Genomic DNA, 26,002 nt, shown 5'->3' on the forward strand with positions numbered 1-26,002 from the left:
GGACCACCTCCGTGAGCGCATCCCTCCAACAGCCGGTCCGGCTGAACGACCCGCTGCTGCAACCGCTGCAGATCCGCCATCTCCGCCTGCGCAACCGGGTGATGAGCACCAGCCACGCCGCCACGCACGACGTCGGCGGCATGCCGATGGAGAAATACCAGCGCTACCACGAGGAAAAGGCCAAGGGCGGCATCGCGCTGACCATGTTCGGCGGCTCCTCGATGGTTTCGCCCGATTCCAGTTGGGGCGGCGGCCAGATCAACGTCTCCACCGACGAGATCATCCCCTACCTCCAGCAATTCTCCACCCGCATCCACGGCCACGGCGCCGCCATCATGTGCCAGATCTCCCATCTCGGCCGCCGCGCCACCTCGGCCGCGACGAACTGGCTGCCCACCATGGGCCCCTCCGCCATCCGCGAAACCCGGCACCGTGACTTCCCGCGCGAGATGGACCGCCACGACATCGACCGCGTCATCCGCGCCTATGCCGACGCCGCGCTCCGCTGCAAGGAAGGCGGCCTCGACGGGATCGAGACGGTCACCGGCGGCCACCTCATCGGCCAATTCCTCTCCCCCCGCACCAACCGCCGCACTGACGAATTCGGCGGCTCCACCGCCAACCGCGCTCGCTTCGGCATCATGGTGCACGAGGCGATCCGCCGCCGGGTCGGCGACGACTTCCTCGCCGGCATCCGTTTCGTGGTGGATGAGGGCACGGAGGACGGGATCGATTTCGACGAATGCGTCCGCCTCGCCCGACTCTTGGAATCCGAAGGCACGATCGATTTCTTCAACGCCATTTTCGGCCGAATGGACACCGACCTGTCCCTGGCCGAACACAACATGCCCGGCATGTCGCAACCGCTCACGCCCTTTCTCGCCACGGTCGGCGCCTTCAAGCGCGAGACGAAACTCCCCGTCTTCCACGCCGCCCGCATTCCGGACGTCGCCTCCGCCCGCCACGCCATCGCCGAAGGCCTGCTGGACATGGTGGCGATGACCCGCGCCCACATGGCCGACCCGCAAATCGTCAACAAGCTGATGCGCGGCGAGGAAGAACGCATTCGCCCCTGCGTAGGCGCGTCCTATTGCATGTACAAGAAGACCAACTGCATCCACAACCCCGCCACCGGGCGCGAGCAGACAATGCCGCAGATCATTGCCCCCGCCACAACACCCGGACGCCGGGTCGTCATCGTCGGCGGCGGCCCGGCCGGGCTGGAGGCCGCCCGCGTCGCCGCCGAACGCGGCCACCAGGTCATCCTGTTCGAAGCCGCCAGCCGCCTGGGCGGCCAATTGCTGCTGGCCACCCGCGCAAGCTGGCGCCGCGACCTGATCGCCATCGTCGACTGGCGCGTCGCCGAACTCGCCCGCCTCGGCGTAGAAGTGCGGCTGGACCAATACGCCACCGAGTCCGAGATCCTGGCGGGGCATCCGGACGCCGTGATCGTCGCCACCGGCGGCATGCCGAACACCGCCTGGCTGGACGGCGCCGAACATTGCACCACCACCTGGGACGTACTGTCCAACACGGTCGAGGCGCGGGACGACGTCCTGATCTATGACGGCACCGGCCGCCACCAGGCCGTCTCCTGCGCGCTGCACCTCGCCGAACACGGCCGCGCGGTCCAATTCGTCACCATCGACGACAATGTCGGGGCAGAGATGGAGTACAACGCCCGCGTCGTCTACCGCAAACGCTTCGCCCAGCACGGCGTCCGCTCCACCATCGACCACACGCTGCTGCACGTGCGTCCCGCCGGCAACCGCCTCGTCGCCACCTTCCGCCACGAACTGACGGGCGAGATCATGGAACTTACCGCATCGCAGATCGTGATCGAGAACGGCACGCTGCCGGTGGATGACGCCTACCAGGCGCTGCGAGACCAATCGTGCAACACCGGCATCACGGACATCGACGCCCTGCTCTCCGGCGCACCACAACAACCGAAGCCGCCAACGGATAGCGCGTTCGAACTGCACCGGATCGGCGACGCCGTCACCAGCCGCGGCGTGCATGCCGCCATCTACGACGCGATGCGGCTGTGCATGGCGCTATAGCCGCTATCCCAACGCCTGGCTGGCCAGGGCAAACCGACGCGCCGGACCAATCGGTTCGGGCCAGGTCCCGGTGCGCATGATCTGCACCGGTTCCACGCTGCGCAGACCCAGCGCCGTCATCTCCGCCGCCAGCGTGCCGGCCGGAACGTCCAACCGCAGGAACCCGGGTTCGGCCAACGCGTGCAACAGGGCCGCGCCCGTCGCCCCATCGGGCGCAACCATCGGCCCGATCAACTGACCACGGCCAAACGCGCGACGCATCGCGTAGGCGCCGCCCATCACCATCACCGCGGCGTCCGCCATGCACGCATCCACCACCGCCGCCCGTTGCAACCCGGTCGCCGCCGCGTCCAACCGCACAATCGCCGCCCGATCCGCGGCAGTCCCACGCCGAACCGGCAACCCCGGCGCGTCCGCTCGGGTCACCACGCCCTGCCACTGCTCGACCACCCCAGCCACCGCGAACCCCAGCGACGCATACAGCGGCGCCCCCTCCACCGTCGCGTGCAACACCAAACTGCGCGGGCCAGCCTGCGCCATTACCCGGCGCATCATCTGCCGCCCGATCCCCCGCCCCTGCAGCCCCGGCGCCACCTGCACCAACCCGATCGAGGCATGGTCCGGCCCTAGCGGAAACCACACCGCCGTCCCCGCCAGCGCACCGTCCTCCCGCCACGCCACGCCATGCCCCAACCGCAACAACATCGCCCAATCCGCCACCCGATGCGGCCACCCGAACCCGGCCGACAAACCGGCCGCCGCAACCGCATCATCCGCCCGCAACGCGTCGATCATCCATTCCCCCCTGCATCGCCGCACCCCGGCGATAAGATCATCCAAGAATCTCACCCGCCACTTAGGCAACCCCATCATCGTTGCGCCACCGGGCGCGGATCACCGATGAGGAGAGGCCAACCATGACCGACCGCGATGACCGTACCACCCTGGCGCACCTGACCGAGGCCCTGCGCCGCGGCACCGGCCGCCGCGACCTGATGCGCTGGCTCACCCGCGCCGGCATGGGCGCCATGCTCGCCGACGCCCTCATCCTCCAGGCCAACACCGCGCACGCCCAAACCGCCAAGCCAGGTGGCAAGATCCGCGTCGCCAGCCAATCCGCCTCCACCGCCGACACGCTCGACCCGGTGCGCGGCACCAACACCACCGACTACTCCCGCGCCTTCATGTGCTATAACGGCCTCACCCGGCTCGACGGCAAACTCGTCCCTCAACCCGAACTCGCCGAAACCTTCACCACCACCGACGCCAAGGTTTGGACCTTTAAACTCCGCGCCGGAATCACCTTCCATGACGGCTCGCCCCTCACCCCGGCGGACGTCGTCTACACCATCAACCGCGTGAAGGACCCGAAGACCGGCTCCTCCGCCCGCGCCCTCGCCACCCAAATGACGGACATCGCAGCCGACGGCCCCAGCGCCGTCCGCATCACCCTCAGCTCCCCCAACGCGGATCTGCCCGTCATCCTCGGCACCCCGCATTTCATGATCGTCAAGGACGGCACCACCGATTTCAGCAAGGGCAACGGCACCGGCCCCTACACCGTGAAGGAGTTCTCGCCCGGCGTGCGCTCCATCGTGGTGAAAAACCCGAACTATTGGAAACCCGGCAAGCCCTACCTCGACGAGATCGAGTATTTCAGCATCGAGGACGAAACCGCCCGCGTGAACGCTATGCTCGCCGGCGACATCACCGTCGCCTCGCAAATCGGCCCCCGCGTCATCCGTCGCATCAAGGCCACGCCCGGCTACAGCATCCTGGAAACCGCATCCGGCAACTACAACGACTTCATCTTCCGCCAGGATTCCGACCCGACCAAGAATCAGGACCTGGTCCTCGCCATCAAATACCTGTTCGACCGCGAGCAGATGCAGAACGCCCTGGGCGGCGTCGTCGGCAACGACCAACCGGTCGACCCGTCCAACCGCTACTTCAACGCCGCGCTCCCACAGCGCCCGCTCGACCTCGACAAAGCCAAATTCCACTTTGCCAAATCCGGCCTCGGCAACACCGCGCTGCCCCTCTACGTCATGGCCGGCAACGTCATGACCGACCAGGCGGTCATCCTGCAGCAGACCGCGCTGGGCATCGGCATGAACATCGACATCCAGCGCATGCCGAAGGACGGCTACTGGGCCAACGTCTGGATGAAGCACCCCTTCACCGGCGGCAACATCAATCCCCGCCCCAGCGCCGACTCCCTCTTCACCCTGTTCTTCAAATCCGACTCCGCCTGGAACGAGAGCGCCTGGAACAACCCGGCCTTCGACAAACTCCTCATCGACGCCCGCGGCGAAACCGACGATGGCAAGCGCAAGCAGATGTATGGCGAGATGCAGACCATGGTGGCCGACAAGGGCGGCATCGGCATCCCCCTCTTCTCCAGCTTCTACGACGCCTACTCCAGCAAGCTGAAAGGCCTCACCCAGATCCCCACCGGCGGCATGATGGGCTTCGGCTTCGCCGAAAACGTGTGGCTGGACGCCTAGCCCATGCACGTCATCGTCGTCGGCGCGGGGATCGCGGGCCTCACCACCGCCTGGGCGCTCACCAAACGCGGCCACGCCGTCACCCTGGTGGAACAGGGCCCGATCCCCAACCCGCTCTCCGCCTCCGGGGACGAGCACCGCCTGATGCGCCGCGCGTACGGCACCGCCGACGGCTACGCCCGCCTCATCACCGAGGCGCTCGATGCTTGGGACGAACTCTGGGCCGATCTCGGCCAATCTTTCTACGCCAACCGCGGCGTCATCGCGATCAACCAGTTCACCAACGACGGCGGCGCCGCCTTCTGCACCAGCCTCGACCGCGGCGGCTACGCCTATGACAGCTTCACCCCGCACCAGGCCGCCGAGCGCTGGCCCTACCTCGACCCGGCCACCTTCCGCGCCGCCTATTACAGTCCGGACGGCGGCGCCCTGCTCTGCCAACGCATCGGCGCCGGGCTCGGCCAATGGCTCCGCACCAACGGCGCCACCATTCGCGACCACACCACCGTCACCGCCGTGGACGAGGCCGCCGCCCGAATCACCCTCTCGACCGGCGAAACCCTCACCGCCGACCAGCTCGTCATCGCCGCCGGCGCCTGGACGCTCAAGCTGATGCCCGACCTCGCCGGCACCCTCACCCTCTGCCGCACCGCCGTCGTCTACCTCGACCCGCCCACCCATCTCCGCACCGCCTGGGCCAACAGCCCGGCCATCCAGAACGTCGGCGGCGCGATCTCCGGCTACGTCCTCCCCCCCATCGACGGCACGGGGCTGAAGTTTGCCGCCGGTGTCAACAAGCGCCTCACCCACGACCCGGCGGCAAAACGCACCGCCGAACCCGGCGAGGGCGAACGCCTGCGCGACCTGTTCGACGCCCCCTTCGCCAACGTGCAATCCTACGCCGTCACCAAGGTCGTCACCTGCGCCTACACCTTCACCGAGGACCACACCTTCTTCACCCGCACCCGAGGGCGCACCCTCACCCTCTCCGCCTGCTCCGGGCACGGCTACAAGTTTGGTGCCGCCGTCGGCCGCCGGGTTGCCGAAGCCGTATGCGACGGCAACCACGACCAACTCCGCCGCTGGCTGCGCGCCGAACTGCCTCCCCGCGCCCTCGCCGCCTGAAGCACAAACCCCCGCCCCCGCCCCTCGAAACAGGAGAACATGCCGTCCACACGCCATGATCGGGCTTTCCTGGCGCCCCAGGCCCGTTAAGCTTTCCGCATACCAGCCCTGCAATCGGCTGGACGGGAGATACGACGGAGCCGGCCAACGACCATGGGAGCGTGCCTCATTGCTTATGCTCACACCCTGCCCCGACCGCGACCCGGCCCCGAAGCTGTCCCCCGGCGTCCGCGCCGTCCTCGCCTTCATCGAGGAAAACTTCGCCGAGCCCATCACCCTGGCCGAACTCGCCATGCTCTGCGGCCTCAGCCTGCACCGCTTCGTCACCGTCTTCCGCTGCCAGGTGGGCATTCCGCCCCACCAATACCTCTGCCGCATCCGGGTCGACCGAGCCCAAGCCCTCCTCCGCCAGGGCCTCCCCCTCGCCGCCGTCGCCCTCGACACCGGCTTCTTCGACCAGAGCCACCTCTCCCGCCACTTCAAGCGCCAATGCGGCGTCACCCCCGGCCACTTCGCCGGCGCGCACGCCATCAACCGAGGGATCGCCGCACCATGAGCCTCACCGAATCTCGCCCCACCGGAGCGACCACCATGCGCCTCACCGACTTCACCGCCCTCACCTTCGATTGCTACGGCACCCTCATCGATTGGGAAGGCGGCATCTACACCGCCCTGCAACCCCTGCTGCAGGCCGCCAACGTCACGCAATCCCGCGACGCCGTGCTCGAACTCTTCGCCACCCACGAGTCGGACCAGGAAGAACAAACCCCCGGCATGCTCTACCCGGACATCCTGGCACAGGTGCACCGCCGCCTCGCCAGCGCGTTCGGCGCCGACATGCCGGAAGATGCCCATCTCCGCTTCGGCGCCTCCGTCCCCGACTGGCCCGCTTTCGCGGACTCCGCCTCGTCGCTGCAGTACCTGAAAAAGTACTATCAGCTCGTCATCCTCTCCAACGTCGACCGTCAAAGCTTCGCCGGCAGCAACAAGCGTCTGGCGGTGGAATTCGACGCGATCTACACCGCCCAGGACGTCGGCAGCTACAAGCCGAACCCGGCCAATTTCGAGTACATGCTCGCGAAAATGGCCGACCGCGGCGTCCAGAAATCTAGCATCCTGCACACCGCCCAAAGCCTGTTCCACGACCACGCCCCGGCCAAAACCTTCGGCATGGCCTCCGCCTGGATCGACCGCCGCCACGACCAGGGTGGTTGGGGCGCCACCGTCCCCGCACCCGGCAGCCGCTACGACTTCCGTTTCACCAGCTTGGCGGACATGGTGAAGGCGCATCAGGAGGATCTGCGCGCCTAGCCGACCCCTCCTCGCGCAACATGGAGGGGTAATGACGACCAAGCTCGACCGGATCGACCTGAATATTCTGGTGCAGTTGCAGCGCAACGGCCGCATCTCCAACGTCGACCTGGCCGAACTCGTCGGCCTCTCCCCCAGCCCCTGCCTGCAACGCACCAAGCGGCTCGAATCCGCCGGCTACATCACCGGCTACGGCGCCCAGGTGAACATGGCCAAGCTCGGCGAGGTCGTGATGGTCTTCACCGAAATGACCCTGAGCGACCACCGCCGCAGCGATTTCGCCCGGTTCGAGGCCGCCGTCGCCACCATCGACGAGATCGTGGAATGCCACCTGGTCAGCGGCGGCTACGATTACTTGCTAAAATTCGTCACCCGCAGCATCGCCCACTACCAATCGGTGGTGGAGGCGATGCTCGACCGCAACCTCGGTATCGAGAAATACTTCAGCTACATCGTCATCAAGTCGCCGGTGGTAAAACCCGGCCATCCGCTGAAAATCCTGTTCGACACGCCAAGCTAACTCGGGCGTTCCCGCGGCGGCGAACCACGCGCCCGCCGCTCGGCACCCGGCGCTCGCACATTCGCGTCACCCGGTGGCGACGCCACCGTCGCATCCAACTGCCCGGGATCGACGCCAAGATCGCGGCAAATCTCGCGGATAATCTCCTCGGCCGGCCGGTTGCCGATATCGTCCAGCGTATCCAACGAATCCAGCCGCTCCCGCAGCGCCCCGGTCAGCCGCTCGGCCCGCTCGGCATCAGCATCGCGCGCAATCGCATCGCTCACCGCCCGGGCAATCTGCCGCCGCGCCATGGCATGGCGGTCATCCGCCCCACCCGGCCGCGCCCAGCCCCGATCCAGCCGCTCGGCCAACAACACCGTCCGCCGGATCGCCCGGGAAACCTGCGCAAACGCCGCAGCGACAATCTCGGTCCGCCCGACGGCATCACGCCGGGCCTCCCCAGCCGCAACCGCGACCCGATCCGCCTCGATCGCCTCGGCCAACGAGGTCGCGACCGGCGCGACGCCATCCGCCACCAGCGCTTCAATCAAGGCAGTCTCCGCCTCGGCCGCGCGCCCGATCATTCGGGCGACGCTCATGCCAATCGTCACCAATTCCGCCAAAGCCTCACGAAACGGCGCGGGCGCACGGACAATCTCATCGGAACGGGTCGGGGGCGTTTGCATGGCCGAACAAGGACCACACGCCCCACCCGAGTTTCAAGCAAAGCTTGCGACCGGCAAGGATTCCCCTAAGCCCCCGCCCGCAATTTCGCCGGCCCCGCATCGACCAAAAACCGCGACCGATTCGTACTGGCCCGGTCGATCGCCGCCACCAGATCCTCCGGCAGCATGACGTTCACCCGCACCGACTTGACCGGCCGCGTCGGCACATCCACCAGAAACGCCACCGCCTCCTGGTTGCCCCGCTCCGCCATCACGGCATCCAGACTGGACGGCTCCGGAAAGGCCTCTCCACCCTCCGCCATCCCCTCGACATGCACCAGCAGCGCCTCGGCCGCCATCCGCCGCGCCTCATCCAGCGTCTGCCCCGCCGTCACGCAGCCGGGAAAGTCAGGGAAGTCCACCCCGTAATCACTTCCCGCATCTTTGCGCAGCAGTGCGATATAGGCCGTCATGGGATCACCTCAGCGTCACACCGCATGGTTTCTCTATGCTCCGCAGCGTGCCGATCGGCAGGTCCCGCTATGGATGCGGCGCCGTCACACGCCCCGGCAAACTCGAATGCTTGAACTGCCAGTGATCACTCTTGGTCGCGACCCCCGGCTATTCATGTGTGCATTTATACACACGAATAGCCGGATTTGTGAATTAGGGTGGGCTGCCAGCAGCCCCCTCGGGCATGGCAGCCCTGGCCCGAAACGCCACTTTGAACGCACACCCTGCGAAGCCTACGCCGGCAACAGCCCGGCCGAACGATAACTGTCGATCATAGCGTCGAAGATCGAGATATCCGAACGCCCCCTCGCGAAAAGCTGCGCGCCCGCAACGGCGGAATAGATCGCCCGCGCCCGCGCCTGGCTGTCCTTGGGTTTGACAACCCCCGCAGCCGACAGCAGCTTGCTGAGCCACGCCACGTTGACGTCGGCAAAGGCCTGAACTTCTGTCTTCACCGGGTCCGGCAGATCGTCATATTCCGCCGCCATGAAGCTGCAAAGGCACATGCGGTTGTCGCTCGAAAGCGACTTCCGGAAAATCTCAGGGTAACGGCGTAGCGCGCCCAGCGGATCCGGCGACTGGTCCGATATGGCATCAAGATCCACGACGATATCTTCCCAGTAACGCTTCGCCACCGCGGCCCCGAGATCGGCCTTGGTGGGAAAGTGATGATAGATACTGGGTGCCTTGATGCCGACTTCTGCCGCGATGTCGCGGAAGTTCAAGCCTGTATAGCCATGCGCCATCGCAGCGCGCTTCGCCGCCGCCAGTATATCTTCCTTGGACCCTGTGCCCATCGCGCCGCCTCACCTTCAAGAAAACCAACCAAGTGGAAGGTAGAACTTGACGCGGCCAATTTAAAGCCCTACTCAAAGCTACCAACCACTTGGTAGGATACCATCCTCGCCGCCGACGCCGACCGCAGCAGCCGTGTGCTGCAACTCGATAGCTGCCTCTCTGGCCCGTCTCTCACTCGACCGAAACATACAGGAGAATATCATGCCGTTTGCCCGCATTGATCTGGCTCAAGGCAAACCCGCCGCGTACCGCACCACAGCGGCCAATATCGTCTACGAAGCCATTGTCGGTGTCCTCAAGGCTCCGGACGGCGACCGCTTCATCGTCGTCAACGAGCATCAGCCCGAAAACCTCATCTACGACCCCGACTTCCTCGGCATGAAGCGATCGCCAGACTTCATGTTGATCCAGGTGACCAGCACCGTCGGAAACACCAAGGACCTCAAGCTCGCCTTCTACCGGCAGATCGTCGACGAACTCGGCAGCAAGCTCGGCGTGCGCCCTGACGACGTTATGATCAACATGGTGTTCGTCGACCGCGAAGATTGGTCGTTCGGCCAGGGCCAACCCTGGTAATTACCAACCTAGATCCCGTCGGAATACCGGGGGGCCAGCAATTGGCCCCCCGGACAGAACGTATCTGCCGAACACTAGCCCACCAGCGAGCACTTCCCATCCGCCAGCGGCCGGAACGCCTCCGCCGCCGGCGTGCTCGCGACGGGCTTCAAATAATCCCACGCATATTTCGACTCGCTGGGCTTCTTCAGCTCCCACAGGAACGACGGATGGATCACCCGGCCGTCCGCCCGGATGCTGCCAGCCCCGAACGCATCATCCTCGGTCGGCATCTTCTTCATCTCCGCAACGGTGGCAGCGCCGCTCTTCTTCGCCTCCGCCACGCCCATCGCCTTCACCGTCTTCATGTAGTGCAGCACGCCCGAGTAATCCCCCGCATGGATCATCCCCGGCCGCAACGACGGAAACTTCGCCTCCAACCGCTTGGACAATGCGCGGCTTCGGTCATTGCCGTCCCAATAGAAGCTGTTGGTGATGATCAGCCCCTGCCCCACCTCCAGCCCGATCGCGTGCACGTCCGAAATGAACGTCAGCAGCCCGGCAAGCTTGGTCGTGCCCTGCGTAATGCCGAACTCATGCGCCTGCTTCACCAGGTTCGCCGTATCGACGCCAGCCGTCGCCAGCCCGATCACCTTGGCCCCACTGCTCTGCGCCTGCAGCAACTGGGACGAGAAATCCGTCGTGGTCGGAAACGGATACGCCACCGCCCCCAACACCTTGCCGCCAGCCCCGGTCACGAACCCCGTGCAATCCCGCTCCAACGTATGCCCGAACGCGTAATCCGCGGTGATGAAGAACCAGCTATCTCCGCCCGCCTTCACCATCGCCCCGCCGGTCGACTTCGCCAGCATGTAGGTGTCGTACGTCCAATGCAGCGTATTCGCATTGCACTGCACCCCCGTAATGTCGGACGTCGCCGCACCGCTATTGATATGGATCTTGTTCTTTTCCTTCGCCACCCCGGCAATCGCCAGACCGCAGGCCGAGTTGGTGCCGTCGACGATCATGTCCACGCCATCGCGGTCGAACCACTGGCGCGACAGATTGGCGGCGATATCCGGCTTGTTCTGGTGGTCGGCGGAAATCACGTCCACCTGAATGCCGCCGCCACCCACGCCGAACTCTTCCAGCGCCTGCTGCACCGCCACGATGGAAAGCGGGCCGGACGCGTCCCGATACGTGCCGGACATATCGGTCAGCACGCCGATCTTCAGCCCCGGGGTCTGCGCCCGCACCAGCCTGGGCGTGGCAGTGGCGGCCATCGCCGCCCCCCCGATCAATCCGCGTCGCGTTAGGTCCATCGATGTCTCCCTGCCTGGCTGCTTGCGGCCAGTTCCCGTTTCTCTGGAAGAACCATCCACGAGAACGCACGGCTGGGCAACCGCCCCAGAATGGCCTTCCCCCGCCCAATCCTTGACAGCACGCTTGAACCCGGCGCCCCCAACCCGCTAAGCTCATGCAACGCCAGGCCACGGGAGGGCTGGATGCACGCATACAACCAGCGCCACCCCAGAGGACCTTGTTCCGCCCTGCGATAACGCTTTTCGCAGGGCAGGCCGCCCGAAGCCAACACGCTTCCGTTCCGGACTGCCCCACTTGCATCCGCCTGCCCAATCACGGCCGGCGTCCGAACGGATTGACACCCAATGGCCCTCATCAGTTTGCGCGACCTCGGCATGGTCACGCCCCGCCCACTGTTCCAGAACCTCACCTTCAGCTTCGGCCCCGGCGACCGCATCGGGATCGTCGCGGCCAACGGCGCCGGCAAGTCCACCCTCCTGCGCTGCATCGCCGGCGAGTCCGAGCCGGACATGGGCAGCGTCACCCTCTCCCGCGGCGCCACCCTCGGCTATGTCGAACAGGACGTGCCCCCCGGCTTGCTCGGCCTCACCCTTGCCGAAACCCTACGCCGCGCCCTCCCGCCGGCCCAGCGCACGCACGAGGCGTGGCGCGTCGGTGCCGTGCTGGACGAATTCGCCACCCCCGACACCCTGCGCGACCGCCCCCTCGCCGCCCTCAGTGGCGGCTGGCAGCGGCTCGCTCTACTGGCCCGGATCTGGATCACCCAGCCCGACGCCCTGCTGCTGGACGAGCCGACCAACCACCTCGATGCCGAGAAGATCGCGCTGCTGGAACGCTGGATCGCCGGCCCGGCCGCGCGCACCCCCATGCTGATCGCCAGCCACGACCGCAGCTTCCTCGATGCCTGCGCCACCCGGACCCTCTTCCTCCGCCCCGGCACCAGCCGCCTCTACGCCCACCCCTACACCACCGCCCGCGCCCTGCTCGCCGATGACGACGCCGCGCAGGAACGCCAGCAGGCCAAGGGCGCCAAGGAAGTCACCCGCCTCCGCCGCAACGCCGGCGAGTTGCGCAACATCGGCGTCAACAGTGGCAGCGACCTGCTGCAGAAAAAATCCATGCAATTGCGTGAGCGCGCCGAGCGGCTGGAAGCCACGCTGCGCCCCGCCCATCGCGAGAAATCCGGCGACATTCGCCTGGCCAGCCGAACCACCCACGCCAAGATCCTGGTCGAGATCCGCGATCTGGCCGTCACGAGCCCAAACGCCGACCCGCTCTTCCACATCGAGAAGCTGGACATCCGTGTCGGTGATCGCCTGGTCCTGCTCGGCCGCAACGGCGCCGGCAAATCCCAGATGATCCGCCTCTTGCGCCACGCCATGACCACGCCCACCCCCGGCCTGCGGATCACCCCCAGCCTGGTCCTCGGCCACGCCGACCAGGGCATGGCGCACCTGCCGGACGGCCATACCCCGCACGGTTTCATCGCCGCGCGACCCGGCATCGGCGACGCCCGCGCCACCAGCCTGCTCGCCGGCGTAGGGCTGAGCGTCGAAGCACAGCACCGCCCGATCGGCCGCCTATCGCCGGGCCAGAAGGCAAGGCTAGGGCTACTGGCCCTCCGCCTCACCGAACCGAATTTCTACCTGCTGGACGAACCGACCAACCACGTCGACATCCCCGGCCAGGAGCAACTCGAAACCGAGTTACTGGCCCAAGGCGCCACCTGCGTCCTCGTGTCCCACGACCGCAGCTTCGTCCAAACCATCGGCACCCGCTTCCTCGCGATCGATCGTGGCCAGGCGCGCGAGGTCGACGGCTTCGAACCCGGTGGCGACCCAGCCTACCAGACGTGAAACCCATTCGCCGGCGGCTCGATCCGGAAACCCCATTTGGCCGCCTGGCTGTTGGCCGCGTCCGTCTTAACCGGCCCCGGTTTCACCGGCGCCACTTTAACCTGCGACGCCTTGGCCGCCGCCGGCACGTCCGGCGTGGCCAGGGCGACGGCCGGTTTGTCGGCCGGCTCCTCCACCTGCACGGGCGCCGCCGGCATTTGCGGCACAGTCATGTCGACCCGCATGCTTTCCAATTCCGCCCGGGTCAGCCACCAGATCTGGCTCGGATGCGCCGTCACCAGCTTGCCCAGGATCGCATCGGGCACGTTGAACTCCGACAACCGCCGCACCATCCGCAGCGTCGCCAGCTGGGCGTCCGCGCTCTCCGTGCCGCGGTAGGACGCACTATGCACCCCCACCAATGCCGAGGTGCTGGCGAACATCGGTGACCCGGCGGCAAACACCAAAAAACACGCCGACGCGCAGATCGCACCCGGCCCGACAACGGTCGGCACATGCGCATCATGCACGCTGGTCGCCAGCCTCAGCCCTTCCTCCAAATCGCCACCGGGGCTGTTCAGCGACAACCCCTCCAGCCGCGTATTCGGCGGCAGGCTGTGCAGCACCGCCCGCATCCGCTCGTCATCCCCCAGGCTCACCACGCCCGTCGCGACGACGAACCCGCCCGTCGCCCCATCCGGCTGATAGACGAAGCGCATGGCGAAAGCCGGCGCCGGCAGTGACAGAACCAAGCCCAGGGCCAGGATTGGAGCAAGACGGAGGATGGAGCGCATGCGCCGGATTCCACCCCGCCCGGCTTGAAATAAAGTTAATGTCGTCCGGCGTTAAACTCCATAATCCGCCAGTTCGGGCCGCATCGCCTCCACCACGAAGTCCACGAACGCCTCGGGCGCGTCCAAATAGAACTCCCGGTCCGAGTAACTGCCCACCGTCGCCGCCAACCCCCGCGCCCCAAACCAAACGGCCAACGCCTCCAGCGCCTCCCGTGGCGTGTCGCTCAGGAACGACACCTGGGAGCGTAGCTTGTCCGCATCCCGGTTCGCCGTCTCGCTGCGGCTGAATTGCAAATCGACGTTGCTGCCGGGTTGGCGCAGCCAGATCGCCCGCTCGGTCCGCCGCAACTCGATGAAGCCCAGTTGCAACTTCAGCATCTCCACCACGGTTTCGAAATGCCGCGGGTCCAGCCTGTTGGCCACATGATTGAATTGCATGGCGCTACCCCCACGGCTCCCCGGCCAGCAGCCGTTCGGCCAGGCCGTTCGCATACGCCTCCAGCAAAGCCGCGCCCTTCTCCGCACTCGCCCGGCGTGCATCGCCCACCACACCGGACCCGGTGATCTCCTTGAACCGGTGAAACCGCTTCAGCGTCGGCGTCAGCGACGCCAGCATGTCGAAATCCGGCCCGCGCGCCTCTCCCAGCCGCGCCCGGTCGACCAAATCCGGGGCCAGCGCCATCATCAGGGACGTCTCGGCCTCGCAGGCATGCATCACGCCGGGCTGGTCGTCCAAGATGGCAGCGGCCTCCGCCTGCGCCTCCATGAAATACGTCACGGTCGCGATCGGCGCCTCCAACTCGCGCGTCAACTCCCCCACCAGCACCGTCAGCGCCGCCATGTTCCCGCCATGCCCGTTCACCATCACCACCCGGCCGAACCCGGCCCCCAGGATCGAACGGCACAAATCCCGCAACACCGCATGATACGTCGCCAGCGACAGGCTGAACGTGCCGCCGAACGCCACATGATGGTCGGCCAGCCCGCACCAGAGCGTCGGCGCGACCACGATCGGCCGCCCGGCCGCCACGATCTGCGCCGTGCGCAAACAGACGGCACTGCACAAGATATCATCCACCCCCGTCGGCAAATGCGGCCCATGCTGCTCGGTCGACGCCACCGGCAGCAGGACGATCGCGTCCCGTTCCGCCAGGTCGCGCAGGCTCTCGGCGCTCAGGCGGTTCCATTCGATCTCGGGCATGGCCGGGTCCTCTGCATGGTTGCGGGCGGGTCTGGAGTAGCAAGGGACGGCGCCGCGCGCATCCTGGCAATTGCCTTGGCCGCAGCGCATGGTAAGGGGCTGAATAAGGCAACGGCCCGGCCAACGGGCGCCGGCTAGAACAGAGGTGGCCGATTGATCGACAAGCTGGAATTCTTCATCGCCATCGCGCGCGAGCAGAATTTCCGTCGCGCTGCCGAGGCCTGCGGCGTCGCCCAACCAACCCTGTCCGCCGCGCTCAAGCAATTGGAAGAAAGCCTGGGCGTGATGCTGGTCCGCCGCAACTCCCGCTATCAAGGGTTAACGCCGGAGGGGGAGCGGGTGCTGGAATGGGCCCGCCGCCTGGTCGCCGACGCCCGCGCCATGCGCGACGAGGTGCGGAATTTCCGCAAGGGCCTGTCCGGCCATTTGTCGATCGCCGCAATCCCGACCGCCCTGCCCTACATCCCCGTCCTGACCCAAGCCTTCCAGGCCCTGCACGCCGATGTCCGGGTCACCATACAATCCCGCAGTTCGGCCGAAATCCTGCAAGCCCTCGGCGACTTCAGCGCCGACATAGGCATCACCTATCTCGGAACCGAGACGATCGGCCGCCTCCGCGCCATCCCCCTGTTCACCGAACGCTACCGCCTGGTGACGACGAAGAACGGCCCCGCCGGCCGGCAGACCAGCGTCACCTGGGCCCAGGCCAGCCGGCTGTCGCTCTGCCTGTTGACGCCGGACATGCAGAACCGCCGCATCCTGGACCGCCTGCTCACCCCGGCAGGCATGCCGCCCGTGGCCTGCGCCATCGAATCCGACTCCGTCATCGCCCTGCTCGCCCATGTCCGCAGCGGCGGCTGGGCCACCATCGTCTCCGAACGCGTCGCCGCCACCATTGCCGCTGGCGAGCCGTTCCGCATGCTCCCGATCACCGAGCCGGACGCCGCATTCCAGGTCGGCCTCGTGCTGCCGGACCGCCAGCCATATCCGCCCACCGTCACAGCCCTGCTTCGAGTGGTGGAGCAATTGAGCGCGCCGGTTTGATAGTGCTTCGCTATCGCCGCACCTAACCTGCCACTTGCTAGGGTATTTCTGCTAGCCCAGCCTTGTCATAAGGCACTGGCGATAACAGCCACGGCAGAATGCGATTCGCGGACCACACAATTGTGGTCCACCGATTAGGTCGCTCCTTTGCCGAAGAAATTTTGGGGACCAGAGTATGAGCGCCACAACGGATTTCGGAAAACTCGGCAAGTCCGCGGGTCTCCTGGACCGTGCCCGCATCGTCGCCCAACCCGGCTTCAATCGCTGGCTGGTGCCCCCGGCCGCGCTGGCGATCCATCTCTGCATCGGCATGATCTACGGCATGTCGGTATTCTGGCTGCCACTCACCCGCTCGGTGGGCACGGCCTGCGCCGCCGACATGGGCTTCGTCACCTATCTGTCCGCCACCAATTGCGATTGGACCGTCGCGAGCCTCGTGGTCGGGTTCGAAATCGGCATCGTCTTCCTCGGCGCCTCCGCCGCCATCTGGGGCGGTTGGCTGGAACGCGTGGGGCCCCGCCGCGCCGGCGTGGTGTCCAGCGTCTGCTGGTCGCTCGGCCTCGCGGTGGCGGCGGTCGGTATCATGCAGCATCAACTCTGGCTGCTATGGCTCGGCATGGGCGTGCTCGGCGGCATCGGGCTCGGCATCGGCTACATCTCCCCCGTCTCGACGCTGGTGAAGTGGTTTCCGGACCGCCGCGGCATGGCCACCGGCATGGCGATCATGGGCTTCGGCGGCGGCGCCATGATCGGCGCGCCCTTGGCCAACCTGCTGATGGCCCGCTTCCACGACGCCAGCGGACCCGGCGTGTGGCAAACCTTCCTTGTGCTCGCATTGGTCTACGCCGTGTTCATGCTGGGCGGCAGCTTCGCCTACCGGGTCGCGCCCGCGAATTGGAAACCAGACGGCTGGACCCAACCCAACACCAGGCGGCTCAGCGCCATCGGCCACGTCCACCTCAGCCAGGCCTGGCGCACGCCGCAATTCTGGCTCATCTGGATCGTGCTGCTGATGAACGTCAGCGCCGGCATCGGCGTGCTGAGCGTCGCCTCCCCCATGCTGCAGCAGATCTTCGCCGCCCCGCCAGCCACCGCCGCCGGGTTCGTCGGCCTGCTCTCCCTGTTCAACATCGCCGGCCGCTTCTTCTGGGCCTCGATCTCCGACCGGATCGGGCGCAAGGCGACCTATGCCGTGTTCTTCGTCCTCGGCATTGTGCTCTACGCCGCCTCGCCCTGGGCCGCGCATAGCGGCAGCAAGGCGCTGTTCGTCGCGTTCTTCTGCATCATCCTATCCATGTATGGCGGCGGCTTCGCTACCATCCCCGCCTACCTCGCGGATATCTTCGGCACCCAATTCGTCGGCGCCATCCACGGCCGCCTGCTCACGGCCTGGTCCACCGCCGGCGTGCTCGGCCCGCTCCTGGTCAGCTACATCAGCCAGGCCGCCGGGGCCAACGGCGTGCCAAAGACCGCCATCTACGACACGACCCTATACGTTCTGGCGGTGCTGCTGGTGATCGGCCTCATCGCCAACCTGCTCATCCGCCCACTGGCGCAACACCACTTCATGGCGCCCAGCGAGGTCGCCGCACTCCAGGCCGACCAAGGCCCCCGCCTCAACGAAGGCGGCTCGTTCGGCATCGGGCTCGGCGGCTTCAGCCCGGGCGTGGCCGCCGCCTGGCTCGTGGTGCTGGTCCCGATCGCCTGGGGCGTCTGGATGACGCTGTCGCAGGTGGCTAATCTGTTCTGATCAACAACGAAGGGAGGCAGATAAACATGAACAACAGCAGGCGGAATTTCCTGGGCAGTGCCGCAATCGGCGTCGGCGGGTTCGTCACCTTGGCCAACGCGGTCGCCGCCGAAACCCTGATATCGGATCACGGCAAACCCGGCGAAGGCGGCTTCGGCCGGCAATCGACCCAACTCGCACCCGGCGCCACCGTCGCCTATCACGACCCGAAAGACGTCGCCGAGATGCCGGAATTTACCCGGTCGCTCGATGGCTCGACGCCAAAGGTCACCTCCGGCGGCTGGGCCAAGGAATCGACCGAGCACCAGCTCCCGATCATGACCGGCCTCGCCGGCGTCCACATGTTCCTCAATCCCGGCGGCTCGCGCGAACTGCATTGGCACGCCATCGCCGCCGAATGGGCCTACGTCATCGCCGGCCGCTGCCAGACCACCGTGCTCGACCCGTCCGGCCAGACCGAGTTCAACAACTACGTGCCCGGCGACCTCTGGTTCTTCCCTAAAGGCCACGGCCACTCCATCCAGACCATCGGCGACGAGCCGTGCCATTTCATCCTGTCCTTCGACAACGGCGCCTTCTCCGAACACGGCACCTTCTCGATCACCGACTGGATCGATCTCACCCCGAAGGACATGCTGGCGAAGAATTTCGGCCTCACCCCGGCCGCGTTCAACGTCTTCCCCAAGGGCGAGACCTACATCCAATCCGGCCCGATCGTCCCCGCCTCCATGGCGATCGACGCCCCGTGGCCGAAAGAATCGACCCATAAATTCAGCCTTCTGAAGGACGTCCGCGCCCGGCGCGATTTCGACGGCGGCAGCTTCCATCTCGCCACCGTCGAAGAGTGGCCGATCGCCAAGACCATGTCCGGCGGCCTCATGGTCATCAAGCCGGGCCAGATGAAGGAACTGCACTGGAACCCGAACGCCAACGAGTTCCACTACTACCTGAAGGGCACCGGGCAGGTCGCCCTGTTCGGCTCCGGCGGCCGCGGCAAGGTCGCCAACGTGAAGGCCGGCGACTCCGCCTACATCCCCGCCGGCTACGGCCACGCCATGGTCAACACCGGCACCGAGGATCTGGAAATGGTGCAGACCTGGGATTCCGGCAGGTTCGAGGAAATCACCCTCAAGCACTGGATGGAAACCGCGCCGAAATACCTGCTCTCCAACAACATGGCCGGCGTGCCCGACAGCACCCTGAGCAAGATCAGCCAGACCAGCTGAGGCCAAGGCGAGGTGTTCCCCCGGGAGCACCTCGTCCTACCCTTTGATAGTCCTTTGCTATCGCAACACCTGACAACTCGCTTGTTTGATCAGGTTTTCGGTCCCAACCTAACCCATGCGTGTGATTGAAGGTCGTGAGATGGCGAAGTCTTCGCGCGGCAGGCCGCCCGCCCGGCCGATAGCCCCGTCCTGGCCCGGCGCGCAGCAGGCCCAGCAAATCATCGATGCCCACCGCACCATGGCCGGCCCGATGCTGCCCCTGTTGCATGCGATGCAAGAAGCCTTCGGCTATGTTCCCACCGAAGCAGAACCACAAATCGCCGAGGCGTTGAACCTGTCCCGGGCCGAGGTCTACGGCGTCATCTCCTTCTATCACGAGTTCCGCCGCGAACCCGGCGGCCGCCATGTGCTGAAGCTCTGCCGCGCCGAGGCCTGCCAGGCCATGGGCGCCGACGCGCTGGCCCGCGGACTCCTGCGCCGGCTCAGCCTGGAATGGGGCGGCAAGACCGCGGATGGCGCCTTGACCGTGGAACCGGTCTTCTGCCTCGGCCTATGCGCCTGCGCCCCCGCCGCCCTGTATGACGGCGCCCCGATCGGCCGCGTCGACGCCGAAGCCTTGGACGACATCCTGGCGGACGCACGCTGATGATCCGCATCTTCCTCCCCGGCGATGCCGCCGCCCTCGCCCTCGGCGCCGACCGCGTCGCCACTGCGATCGAGCGGGAAGCCACCCAGCGCGGCATCGCCATCGAACTGGTCCGCACCGGCACCCGCGGCATGGTGTGGCTGGAGCCGCTGGTCGAGGTCGCAACCCCCGCCGGCCGCATCGGCTACGGCCCAGTGCGTCCCACCGATGTGCCCGGCCTCTTCGCCGCCGGGTTCCTCGACGGCGCCGACCATCCCCTCGCCATCGGCGCACCCGACCAACACTCCCTCCAGCGCCGCCAAACCCGGCTCAGCTTCGCCCGCTGCGGCGTGATCGACCCGGCCTCCGTCACCGACTTCCGTGCCCATGGCGGCTTCGCCGGGCTGGACCGCGCGCTGGCGATGGATGGCGCCGCCATCGTCGACCAGGTGAAGGCATCCGGCCTGCGCGGCCGCGGCGGCGCCGGCTTCCCGACCGGCATCAAGTGGAACACCGTCCGCAACGCCCCCGCCGCCCAACGCTACGTGGTCTGCAACGCCGACGAGGGCGATAGCGGCACCTTCGCCGACCGCATGCTCATGGAAGGCGACCCCCTGTGCCTGGTCGAAGGCATGATCATCTCCGGACTGGCGGTGGATGCGACCAAGGGCTTCATCTACTGCCGCTCCGAATACCCACACGCCGTCCGCGCCCTGCAGCGCGCCATCGCCGCCGCCGAGGCCACCGGGTACCTGGGGCCGAACATCGCCAACTCCGGCCGCGCCTTCACGCTGGAGGTCCGCATGGGCGCCGGCGCGTATATCTGCGGCGAGGAAACCTCCCTGCTGGAAAGCCTCGAGGGCAAGCGCGGCACGGTGCGCGCCAAGCCGCCGCTCCCCGCCATCCAGGGCCTGTTCGGCCAGCCGACCATCGTGAACAACGTCCTGTCCTTCGCCGCCGTGCCATTCATCCTGTCCGAGGGCGCCGCCGCCTACGCCGCCTATGGCACCGGCCGCTCGCTCGGCACGCTGGCGGTACAATTGGCCGGCAATATCCGCCGCGGCGGCCTGTTCGAAATCCCCTTCGGCCTGTCCTTGCGCACGATCGTCGAAGACTTCGGCGGCGGTACCGCCAGCGGCCGCCCGGTGCGCGCGGTGCAGGTCGGCGGCCCGCTGGGCGCTTATTTCCCCGACCACCTGCTGGACACGCCGCTGGATTACGAGGCCTTCGCCGCCGTCCGCGGCCTCATCGGCCATGGCGGCGTAGTGGTGTTCGACGACACGGTGGACCTGGCCGCCCAGGCCCGCTTCGCCTTCGAATTCTGCGCTGGCGAAAGCTGCGGCAAATGCACCCCCTGCCGGGTCGGCGCCGTGCGCGGGATGGAGGTGGTGGACCGCATCACCGCCGGCACCCAGCGCGACAAGAACCTCGCGCTGCTCACCGATCTCTGCACCCTGATGGCCGACGCCTCCCTCTGCGCCATGGGCGGGCTGACCCCCGTGCCGGTGATGAGCGCACTCACCCACTTCCCCGAAGATTTCGACCGCGCCCCCGCGGCCGCGGCTGCATGAACGGAGCGATCCCGATGGGCCTCATCAAAGACATCGACTACGGCACGCCGATCCACACCAGCGAGCAGACCGTCACCCTCCGCATCGACGGTGAACCCGTCACCGTCCCGGTCGGCACCTCCGTCATGGCGGCGGCGATGATGATGGGCACCAAAATCCCTAAACTCTGCGCCACCGACAGCCTGGAGCCGTTCGGCTCCTGCCGCATGTGCCTGGTGGAGATCGACGGCCGTCGCGGCACCCCCGCCTCCTGCACCACCCCGGCCGAGGCCGGAATGGTCGTGCACACGCAATCGCCCAAGCTCGCCACCCTGCGCCGCGGCGTGATGGAACTGTATATCTCCGACCACCCGCTCGACTGCCTCACCTGCTCCGCCAATGGCGATTGCGAGTTGCAGGACATGGCCGGCACGGTCGGCCTGCGCGACGTGCGCTACGGCTTCTCCGGCGCCAACCACGCCCAGTCCCCGAAGGACGAAACCAACCCGTACTTCACCTTCGAAGCGTCAAAATGCATCGTCTGCTCGCGCTGCGTGCGGGCCTGCGAGGAAACCCAGGGCACCTTCGCCCTCACCATCGCTGGGCGCGGCTTCGACTCCAAGGTGTCGCCCGGCGGCATGGATTTCTTCGGCAGCGAATGCGTTTCCTGCGGCGCCTGCGTGCAGGCCTGCCCCACCGCGACGTTGACCGAAAAAACCGTCATCGCGCAGGGCCAGCCGGAGCATTCCGTCATCACCACCTGCGCCTATTGCGGCGTCGGCTGCTCCTTCAAGGCGGAGATGCAGGGCAGCACGGTCGTGCGCATGGTCCCGCACAAGGACGGCAAGGCGAATGAGGGCCATTCCTGCGTCAAGGGCCGCTTCGCCTGGGGCTACGCCACCCACAAGGACCGCATCACCAAGCCCATGATCCGCAAGGCGATCACCGACGAGTGGCGCGAGGTCAGTTGGGACGAAGCCATCGCCTACGCCGCCAGCGAGTTCAAGCGGCTGCAGGCAACCTATGGGCGCGACAGCGTCGGCGGCATCACATCCTCCCGCTGCACGAACGAGGAAACCTACCTCATGCAGAAACTAGTGCGCGCCGCCTTCGGCAACAACAACGTCGATACCTGCGCCCGCGTCTGCCATTCCCCCACCGGCTACGGGCTCATGACCACGCTCGGCACCTCCGCCGGCACCCAGGATTTCGCCTCCGTCGACCATTCCGACGTCATCCTGGTCATTGGCGCCAACCCGACTGACGGCCATCCGGTGTTCGCCTCCCGCATGAAGAAGCGGCTGCGCGCCGGCGCCAAGCTCATCGTGGCCGACCCGCGCCGGATCGACCTGGTCAGCGGCCCCCACATCCGCGCCGCCCACCACCTACCGCTGCTCCCCGGCACCAATGTCGCCGTCATCAACGCCATGGCGCATGTCGTGGTCACCGAAGGCTTGGTCGCCGAGGACTACGTGCGCGAGCGCTGCGAGTGGGACGCGTTCCAGGGCTGGGCCAGCTTCATCGCCGACCCCCGCCACTCGCCGGAAGCCACCGCGACCCTCACCGGCGTCGACCCGGCAGAATTGCGCGCCGCCGCCCGCCTGTTCGCCACCGGCGGCGCCGCCGCGATCTATTACGGCCTGGGCGTGACGGAACACAGCCAGGGCTCCACCACCGTCATGGCGATGGCGAACCTGGCCATGGCCACCGGCAATATCGGCCGGCCCGGCGTCGGCGTGAACCCGCTGCGCGGCCAGAACAACGTGCAGGGCTCGTGCGACATGGGGTCCTTCCCGCACGAATTCCCCGGCTACCGCCACGTCTCCGACACCGCCACCCGCGCCCTGTTCGAGGATCTGTGGGGCGTCCCCCTCGCCGGCGACCCGGGCCGCCGCATCCCCAACATGCTGGACGATGCGGTGGAGGGCCAGTTCAAGGGCCTCTATATCCAGGGCGAGGACATCGCCCAATCCGACCCCGACACCCAGCACGTCACCGCCGGGCTGCGCGCGATGGAATGCGTGGTGATCCAGGATATCTTCCTCAACGAGACGGCGAAATACGCCCACGTCTTCCTGCCCGGCTCGTCTTTCCTGGAAAAGGACGGCACCTTCACCAACGCCGAACGCCGCATCAGCCGCGTCCGCAAGGTGATGCCTCCCCTGGGCGGCCTCGCCGATTGGGAGGCGACGATGGCCCTGTCCAACGCGCTCGGCTACCGCATGGACTACACCCATCCCAGCCAGATCATGGCCGAAATCGCCGCCAGCACGCCCACCTTCAAAGGCGTATCCTACGCCCGGCTGGACGAACTCGGTTCCATCCAATGGCCGTGCAACGACGAAGCCCCCGAGGGCACGCGCATGATGCACGTCGACAAATTCGTGCGCGGCATGGGCCGCTTCATGATCACCGAATTCATCCCGACCGAGGAACGTACCGGGCCGCTCTTCCCGCTGATCCTCACCACCGGGCGCATCCTGTCGCAATACAATGTCGGCGCGCAGACCAGGCGGACCGAGAACAGCCGCTGGCACGAGGAAGACGTGCTGGAAATCCACGCCAACGACGCCGAAAGCCGCGGCATCGTGGAGGGCGACCTGGTCCGGCTGGAAAGCCGCTCCGGCGACGTCGCCCTGCGCGCCCGCATCAGCGACCGCATGCAGCCCGGCGTGGTCTACACCACCTTCCACCACCCGAAGACCGGCGCCAACGTCATCACCACCGACTACACCGACTGGGCCACCAACTGCCCCGAATACAAGGTGACCGCCGTGCAGGTGCGCAAAACCAACCGGGTGTCCGACTGGCAGGCCCGCTTCTTCGACGAGGATGAGTCGCTCACCCGCATCGCCCACCCCCAGGCCGCGGAGTAACGCCGTGCAGCCGGAGAAACTCACCAGTATGGCAAACCAGATCGCCAGCTTCTTCCGCTCCTACCCGGCGGCCGAGGCAGCACCTGGCATCAAGCACCACCTGGTCGCCTTCTGGACCCCGGCAATGATCCACACGCTGGAGACGCATATCGCCACTGGTGCCGAGGGCGTGGACGAGTTGGTCGTCCGCGCGTTGGAGCACGCGCCGGCGTAGCCCGGCATTGCCCACGCCCGAATTCTCGCCACATTGGGGCGCATGACCGACACGGCCCGCCACCCGCCGCCCGCCACCACCGTCCCCACAAGGCGCAACGGCGCCACACCGGCCGAGCGCTGCGTGCCGGAAGAGGTCGCCATCGCCCTCACTTACAACCGCACCACCCACGCGGTGATGATGGCCACGCCCGCCGATCTGGAGGATTTCGCCACCGGCTTCAGCCGTGCCGAGGGCATCATCGACCACCCCACCGATCTGGAAGAATTGGAAATCGTCCCCGCGCCGCAGGGCATCGAACTCCGCATGTGGATCGCCGCCGACCGGATGGACCGTCTGGAACGCCGCCGCCGCCAAATCGCCGGCGCCACCGGCTGCGGCATGTGCGGCATGGACAGCCTGGCCGACGCCATGCGCACCCCGCCCACCGTCCCGCCCGGCCCAGCCTGGACCGCAACCCAGATCGCCGAAGCCGTCGCCAGCCTGCACCCGGCGCAGCACCTCAATCGCCAAACCCGCGCCGTCCACGCCGCCGGCTTCTGGCGCAACGGATTGCTCGCCGCCCGCGAAGACGTCGGCCGCCACAACGCCCTGGACAAACTCACCGGGGCGCTGCTGCGCGCCGGAGAAAATCCAGCCAGCGGCATCCTGCTGCTGACCAGCCGCGTCTCGGTCGAACTGGTGCAGAAAGCCGCCGGCGCCGGCATCGGAATCATGGCCGCCGTCTCCGTCCCCACCGCACTCGCCATCCGCGTCGCCGAAGCCGCCGGCATCACCATGGTCGCCGTCGCCCGGTCAGACGGGTTCGAGGTGTTCACTCATCCCGACCGGATCATCAGGGGGCCGTAACCGGCACGCCGCCCGATCGCGCTGCAGACCTGGCGAACCGCTTGTCGAACGTGATGAACGCCTCGCACTCGGCCGCGGCCGCCAGATGCAGGGCGTCCGCGAAGTCCATCCCGGCCTCCGCCCAATCCATCGCCGTCGCCACCAGGGCGGCATCTTCCACGCTCACGCCGCGCAGGCCGGCCAGGGCGCGCAAAGCCGGAATGATCTGGCCCGGCGGCAACTCGTACACCCCGCGCAACACCCACTCCGTCTCCAGCATGACGGTGCGGGGTATGAAGACCGGCTCGCTGCCAATCAAGGCGCGGGCCTTGTCGGCTTGCTTCGGGTCGTCTCCCGTCAGATAGCGGACGACGATGTTAGTATCGACTGCGCGCATGCCGCTGCTTCACTTCCTGCTGCACGCCAGCATCCATCTCTTCCACCGATTTCGCGGGGCCGGCGTAGTGCAGGCAGCCGAACACATCCTCGCTGCGCGTGGGCGCAAACACATCCACCAGCGGACGCAGCAACACGCCGTCGGCTGTGTGTTCCACGACCAGACGGGTTCCAGCATCCCAATGCAGCCGGTCACGAACTGCTTTCGGCAGGATCACCTGCCCCTTGGTCGACACCGTCGTGGTAAGGTTCACCGTCATATGCGGCTCCGTGTAAGACAACGGTAAGATACAACCCGCCC

26 protein-coding genes are annotated in these 26,002 nt (G+C 66.9%); 16 read left to right on the forward strand and 10 right to left on the reverse strand.

The annotated features are described in order from the left end of the window. Positions 1-11: 11 nt before the first annotated feature. A complete protein-coding gene (locus tag GSQ76_RS05445; protein ID WP_254070252.1) occupies positions 12-2,063 on the forward strand; it encodes an NADH:flavin oxidoreductase in 2,052 nt (683 codons plus the stop codon). Positions 2,064-2,066: 3 nt separating this feature from the next. Here GSQ76_RS05445 and GSQ76_RS05450 read toward each other — a convergent pair whose 3' ends face one another. Further along, positions 2,067-2,858, reverse strand: coding sequence for a GNAT family N-acetyltransferase (locus GSQ76_RS05450; RefSeq protein WP_158742898.1), 792 nt, complete (start codon positions 2,856-2,858; stop codon positions 2,067-2,069). A 122-nt stretch (positions 2,859-2,980) separates the two neighbouring features. Between GSQ76_RS05450 and GSQ76_RS05455 the strand changes: the two genes are divergently transcribed. The 5 genes from GSQ76_RS05455 (at position 2,981) to GSQ76_RS05475 (ending at position 7,526) form a co-directional block, all read left to right on the forward strand. After that, entirely contained in the window at positions 2,981-4,570 is a 1,590-nt protein-coding gene (locus GSQ76_RS05455) for an ABC transporter substrate-binding protein (RefSeq protein WP_158742899.1), read from the forward strand. Positions 4,571-4,573: 3 nt separating this feature from the next. Next, entirely contained in the window at positions 4,574-5,695 is a 1,122-nt protein-coding gene (locus GSQ76_RS05460) for an FAD-binding oxidoreductase (protein WP_158742900.1), read from the forward strand. A gap of 175 nt (positions 5,696-5,870) precedes the next feature. Continuing rightward, a complete protein-coding gene (locus GSQ76_RS05465) occupies positions 5,871-6,251 on the forward strand; it encodes a helix-turn-helix domain-containing protein (protein ID WP_158743000.1) in 381 nt (126 codons plus the stop codon). Next, positions 6,248-7,006 (forward strand): haloacid dehalogenase type II, encoded by a 759-nt coding sequence (locus GSQ76_RS05470; protein ID WP_254070253.1) that lies wholly within the window; start codon positions 6,248-6,250, stop codon positions 7,004-7,006. Before GSQ76_RS05465 ends, GSQ76_RS05470 begins: the two co-directional genes overlap by 4 nt. Positions 7,007-7,037: 31 nt before the next feature. After that, a complete protein-coding gene (locus GSQ76_RS05475; RefSeq protein ID WP_158742901.1) occupies positions 7,038-7,526 on the forward strand; it encodes an Lrp/AsnC family transcriptional regulator in 489 nt (162 codons plus the stop codon). On the opposite strand, the gene GSQ76_RS05480 is transcribed toward GSQ76_RS05475, so the two are convergent. From GSQ76_RS05480 to GSQ76_RS05490, 3 genes are all read right to left on the reverse strand, one after another. Beyond that, on the reverse strand, positions 7,523-8,107 hold the full coding sequence (locus GSQ76_RS05480; protein ID WP_158742902.1) for a hypothetical protein: 585 nt from the start codon (positions 8,105-8,107) through the stop codon (positions 7,523-7,525). The two genes, GSQ76_RS05475 and GSQ76_RS05480, sit on opposite strands and share 4 nt — an antisense overlap. Before the next feature lie 152 nt (positions 8,108-8,259). Then, positions 8,260-8,646, reverse strand: a complete 387-nt coding sequence (locus tag GSQ76_RS05485; RefSeq protein WP_158742903.1) for a type II toxin-antitoxin system HicB family antitoxin — start codon at positions 8,644-8,646, stop codon at positions 8,260-8,262. 273 nt (positions 8,647-8,919) lie between these two features. After that, positions 8,920-9,483, reverse strand: a complete 564-nt coding sequence (locus tag GSQ76_RS05490; RefSeq protein WP_158742904.1) for a TetR/AcrR family transcriptional regulator — start codon at positions 9,481-9,483, stop codon at positions 8,920-8,922. Between the two features lie 202 nt (positions 9,484-9,685). Between GSQ76_RS05490 and GSQ76_RS05495 the strand changes: the two genes are divergently transcribed. Next, entirely contained in the window at positions 9,686-10,060 is a 375-nt protein-coding gene (locus GSQ76_RS05495; RefSeq protein WP_158742905.1) for a tautomerase family protein, read from the forward strand. A gap of 74 nt (positions 10,061-10,134) precedes the next feature. On the opposite strand, the gene GSQ76_RS05500 is transcribed toward GSQ76_RS05495, so the two are convergent. Then, positions 10,135-11,361: an ABC transporter substrate-binding protein gene (locus tag GSQ76_RS05500; protein WP_158742906.1), complete on the reverse strand. Its 1,227-nt coding sequence runs from the start codon at positions 11,359-11,361 to the stop codon at positions 10,135-10,137. 345 nt (positions 11,362-11,706) lie between these two features. On the opposite strand from GSQ76_RS05500, the gene GSQ76_RS05505 reads away from it, so the two are divergent. Beyond that, complete coding sequence (locus GSQ76_RS05505; protein WP_158742907.1) at positions 11,707-13,218, forward strand: ABC-F family ATP-binding cassette domain-containing protein; 1,512 nt, start codon at positions 11,707-11,709, stop codon at positions 13,216-13,218. On the opposite strand, the gene GSQ76_RS05510 is transcribed toward GSQ76_RS05505, so the two are convergent. Genes GSQ76_RS05510 through GSQ76_RS05520 form a run of 3 tightly spaced genes read right to left on the reverse strand, consistent with a single transcriptional unit; the run spans position 13,206 to position 15,192 of the window. Next, complete coding sequence (locus GSQ76_RS05510) at positions 13,206-13,991, reverse strand: hypothetical protein (protein ID WP_158742908.1); 786 nt, start codon at positions 13,989-13,991, stop codon at positions 13,206-13,208. The genes GSQ76_RS05505 and GSQ76_RS05510 overlap by 13 nt on opposite strands. Before the next feature lie 51 nt (positions 13,992-14,042). Then, positions 14,043-14,429, reverse strand: a complete 387-nt coding sequence (locus GSQ76_RS05515; RefSeq protein ID WP_158742909.1) for a hypothetical protein — start codon at positions 14,427-14,429, stop codon at positions 14,043-14,045. 4 nt (positions 14,430-14,433) lie between these two features. After that, complete coding sequence (locus GSQ76_RS05520) at positions 14,434-15,192, reverse strand: creatininase family protein (protein WP_158742910.1); 759 nt, start codon at positions 15,190-15,192, stop codon at positions 14,434-14,436. A gap of 153 nt (positions 15,193-15,345) precedes the next feature. On the opposite strand from GSQ76_RS05520, the gene GSQ76_RS05525 reads away from it, so the two are divergent. The 8 genes from GSQ76_RS05525 (at position 15,346) to fdhD (ending at position 25,326) form a co-directional block, all read left to right on the forward strand. Further along, complete coding sequence (locus GSQ76_RS05525) at positions 15,346-16,236, forward strand: LysR family transcriptional regulator (RefSeq protein WP_158742911.1); 891 nt, start codon at positions 15,346-15,348, stop codon at positions 16,234-16,236. 175 nt (positions 16,237-16,411) lie between these two features. Next, positions 16,412-17,986: an OFA family MFS transporter gene (locus tag GSQ76_RS05530; protein WP_158742912.1), complete on the forward strand. Its 1,575-nt coding sequence runs from the start codon at positions 16,412-16,414 to the stop codon at positions 17,984-17,986. A gap of 26 nt (positions 17,987-18,012) precedes the next feature. After that, on the forward strand, positions 18,013-19,212 hold the full coding sequence (locus GSQ76_RS05535; RefSeq protein WP_158742913.1) for a cupin domain-containing protein: 1,200 nt from the start codon (positions 18,013-18,015) through the stop codon (positions 19,210-19,212). A 139-nt stretch (positions 19,213-19,351) separates the two neighbouring features. Further along, positions 19,352-19,858 (forward strand): formate dehydrogenase subunit gamma, encoded by a 507-nt coding sequence (locus GSQ76_RS05540; protein WP_158742914.1) that lies wholly within the window; start codon positions 19,352-19,354, stop codon positions 19,856-19,858. Next, a complete protein-coding gene (locus GSQ76_RS05545; RefSeq protein ID WP_216850914.1) occupies positions 19,858-21,408 on the forward strand; it encodes an NADH-quinone oxidoreductase subunit NuoF in 1,551 nt (516 codons plus the stop codon). Before GSQ76_RS05540 ends, GSQ76_RS05545 begins: the two co-directional genes overlap by 1 nt. 14 nt (positions 21,409-21,422) lie before the next feature. Continuing rightward, positions 21,423-24,263 carry a formate dehydrogenase subunit alpha gene (fdhF, locus tag GSQ76_RS05550; RefSeq protein ID WP_158742915.1) on the forward strand — a complete coding sequence of 947 codons (2,841 nt, stop codon included), beginning with the start codon at positions 21,423-21,425 and terminating at the stop codon, positions 24,261-24,263. 4 nt (positions 24,264-24,267) lie between these two features. Then, a complete protein-coding gene (locus GSQ76_RS05555) occupies positions 24,268-24,477 on the forward strand; it encodes a formate dehydrogenase subunit delta (protein ID WP_254070255.1) in 210 nt (69 codons plus the stop codon). A gap of 42 nt (positions 24,478-24,519) precedes the next feature. Then, positions 24,520-25,326: a formate dehydrogenase accessory sulfurtransferase FdhD gene (gene fdhD / locus GSQ76_RS05560; RefSeq protein ID WP_158742917.1), complete on the forward strand. Its 807-nt coding sequence runs from the start codon at positions 24,520-24,522 to the stop codon at positions 25,324-25,326. Here the strand turns inward: fdhD and GSQ76_RS05565 are convergent. Continuing rightward, positions 25,313-25,702, reverse strand: coding sequence for a type II toxin-antitoxin system VapC family toxin (locus tag GSQ76_RS05565; protein WP_158742918.1), 390 nt, complete (start codon positions 25,700-25,702; stop codon positions 25,313-25,315). The two genes, fdhD and GSQ76_RS05565, sit on opposite strands and share 14 nt — an antisense overlap. Then, positions 25,683-25,961: an AbrB/MazE/SpoVT family DNA-binding domain-containing protein gene (locus tag GSQ76_RS05570; RefSeq protein WP_158742919.1), complete on the reverse strand. Its 279-nt coding sequence runs from the start codon at positions 25,959-25,961 to the stop codon at positions 25,683-25,685. The genes GSQ76_RS05565 and GSQ76_RS05570 overlap by 20 nt, the downstream gene beginning before the upstream one ends. Between the last annotated feature and the right edge of the window lie 41 nt (positions 25,962-26,002).

The sequence above is a fragment of the Acidisphaera sp. L21 genome, from assembly GCF_009765685.1.
GTDB lineage: Bacteria > Pseudomonadota > Alphaproteobacteria > Acetobacterales > Acetobacteraceae > LMUY01.

What these genes read in the sequence shown, in the direction of transcription:
- GSQ76_RS05450 (WP_158742898.1), bottom strand. Translation starts at nt 2,858, where the DNA reads ATGATCGACGCGTTGCGGGCGGATGATGCGGTTGCGGCGGCCGGTTTG.
- GSQ76_RS05455 (WP_158742899.1), top strand. Translation starts at nt 2,981, where the DNA reads ATGACCGACCGCGATGACCGTACCACCCTGGCGCACCTGACCGAGGCC.
- GSQ76_RS05460 (WP_158742900.1), top strand. Translation starts at nt 4,574, where the DNA reads ATGCACGTCATCGTCGTCGGCGCGGGGATCGCGGGCCTCACCACCGCC.
- GSQ76_RS05465 (WP_158743000.1), top strand. Translation starts at nt 5,871, where the DNA reads ATGCTCACACCCTGCCCCGACCGCGACCCGGCCCCGAAGCTGTCCCCC.
- GSQ76_RS05470 (WP_254070253.1), top strand. Translation starts at nt 6,248, where the DNA reads ATGAGCCTCACCGAATCTCGCCCCACCGGAGCGACCACCATGCGCCTC.
- GSQ76_RS05475 (WP_158742901.1), top strand. Translation starts at nt 7,038, where the DNA reads ATGACGACCAAGCTCGACCGGATCGACCTGAATATTCTGGTGCAGTTG.
- GSQ76_RS05480 (WP_158742902.1), bottom strand. Translation starts at nt 8,107, where the DNA reads ATGAGCGTCGCCCGAATGATCGGGCGCGCGGCCGAGGCGGAGACTGCC.
- GSQ76_RS05485 (WP_158742903.1), bottom strand. Translation starts at nt 8,646, where the DNA reads ATGACGGCCTATATCGCACTGCTGCGCAAAGATGCGGGAAGTGATTAC.
- GSQ76_RS05490 (WP_158742904.1), bottom strand. Translation starts at nt 9,483, where the DNA reads ATGGGCACAGGGTCCAAGGAAGATATACTGGCGGCGGCGAAGCGCGCT.
- GSQ76_RS05495 (WP_158742905.1), top strand. Translation starts at nt 9,686, where the DNA reads ATGCCGTTTGCCCGCATTGATCTGGCTCAAGGCAAACCCGCCGCGTAC.
- GSQ76_RS05500 (WP_158742906.1), bottom strand. Translation starts at nt 11,361, where the DNA reads ATGGACCTAACGCGACGCGGATTGATCGGGGGGGCGGCGATGGCCGCC.
- GSQ76_RS05505 (WP_158742907.1), top strand. Translation starts at nt 11,707, where the DNA reads ATGGCCCTCATCAGTTTGCGCGACCTCGGCATGGTCACGCCCCGCCCA.
- GSQ76_RS05510 (WP_158742908.1), bottom strand. Translation starts at nt 13,991, where the DNA reads ATGCGCTCCATCCTCCGTCTTGCTCCAATCCTGGCCCTGGGCTTGGTT.
- GSQ76_RS05515 (WP_158742909.1), bottom strand. Translation starts at nt 14,429, where the DNA reads ATGCAATTCAATCATGTGGCCAACAGGCTGGACCCGCGGCATTTCGAA.
- GSQ76_RS05520 (WP_158742910.1), bottom strand. Translation starts at nt 15,192, where the DNA reads ATGCCCGAGATCGAATGGAACCGCCTGAGCGCCGAGAGCCTGCGCGAC.
- GSQ76_RS05530 (WP_158742912.1), top strand. Translation starts at nt 16,412, where the DNA reads ATGAGCGCCACAACGGATTTCGGAAAACTCGGCAAGTCCGCGGGTCTC.
- GSQ76_RS05535 (WP_158742913.1), top strand. Translation starts at nt 18,013, where the DNA reads ATGAACAACAGCAGGCGGAATTTCCTGGGCAGTGCCGCAATCGGCGTC.
- GSQ76_RS05540 (WP_158742914.1), top strand. Translation starts at nt 19,352, where the DNA reads ATGGCGAAGTCTTCGCGCGGCAGGCCGCCCGCCCGGCCGATAGCCCCG.
- GSQ76_RS05545 (WP_216850914.1), top strand. Translation starts at nt 19,858, where the DNA reads ATGATCCGCATCTTCCTCCCCGGCGATGCCGCCGCCCTCGCCCTCGGC.
- fdhF (WP_158742915.1), top strand. Translation starts at nt 21,423, where the DNA reads ATGGGCCTCATCAAAGACATCGACTACGGCACGCCGATCCACACCAGC.
- fdhD (WP_158742917.1), top strand. Translation starts at nt 24,520, where the DNA reads ATGACCGACACGGCCCGCCACCCGCCGCCCGCCACCACCGTCCCCACA.
- GSQ76_RS05565 (WP_158742918.1), bottom strand. Translation starts at nt 25,702, where the DNA reads ATGCGCGCAGTCGATACTAACATCGTCGTCCGCTATCTGACGGGAGAC.
- GSQ76_RS05570 (WP_158742919.1), bottom strand. Translation starts at nt 25,961, where the DNA reads ATGACGGTGAACCTTACCACGACGGTGTCGACCAAGGGGCAGGTGATC.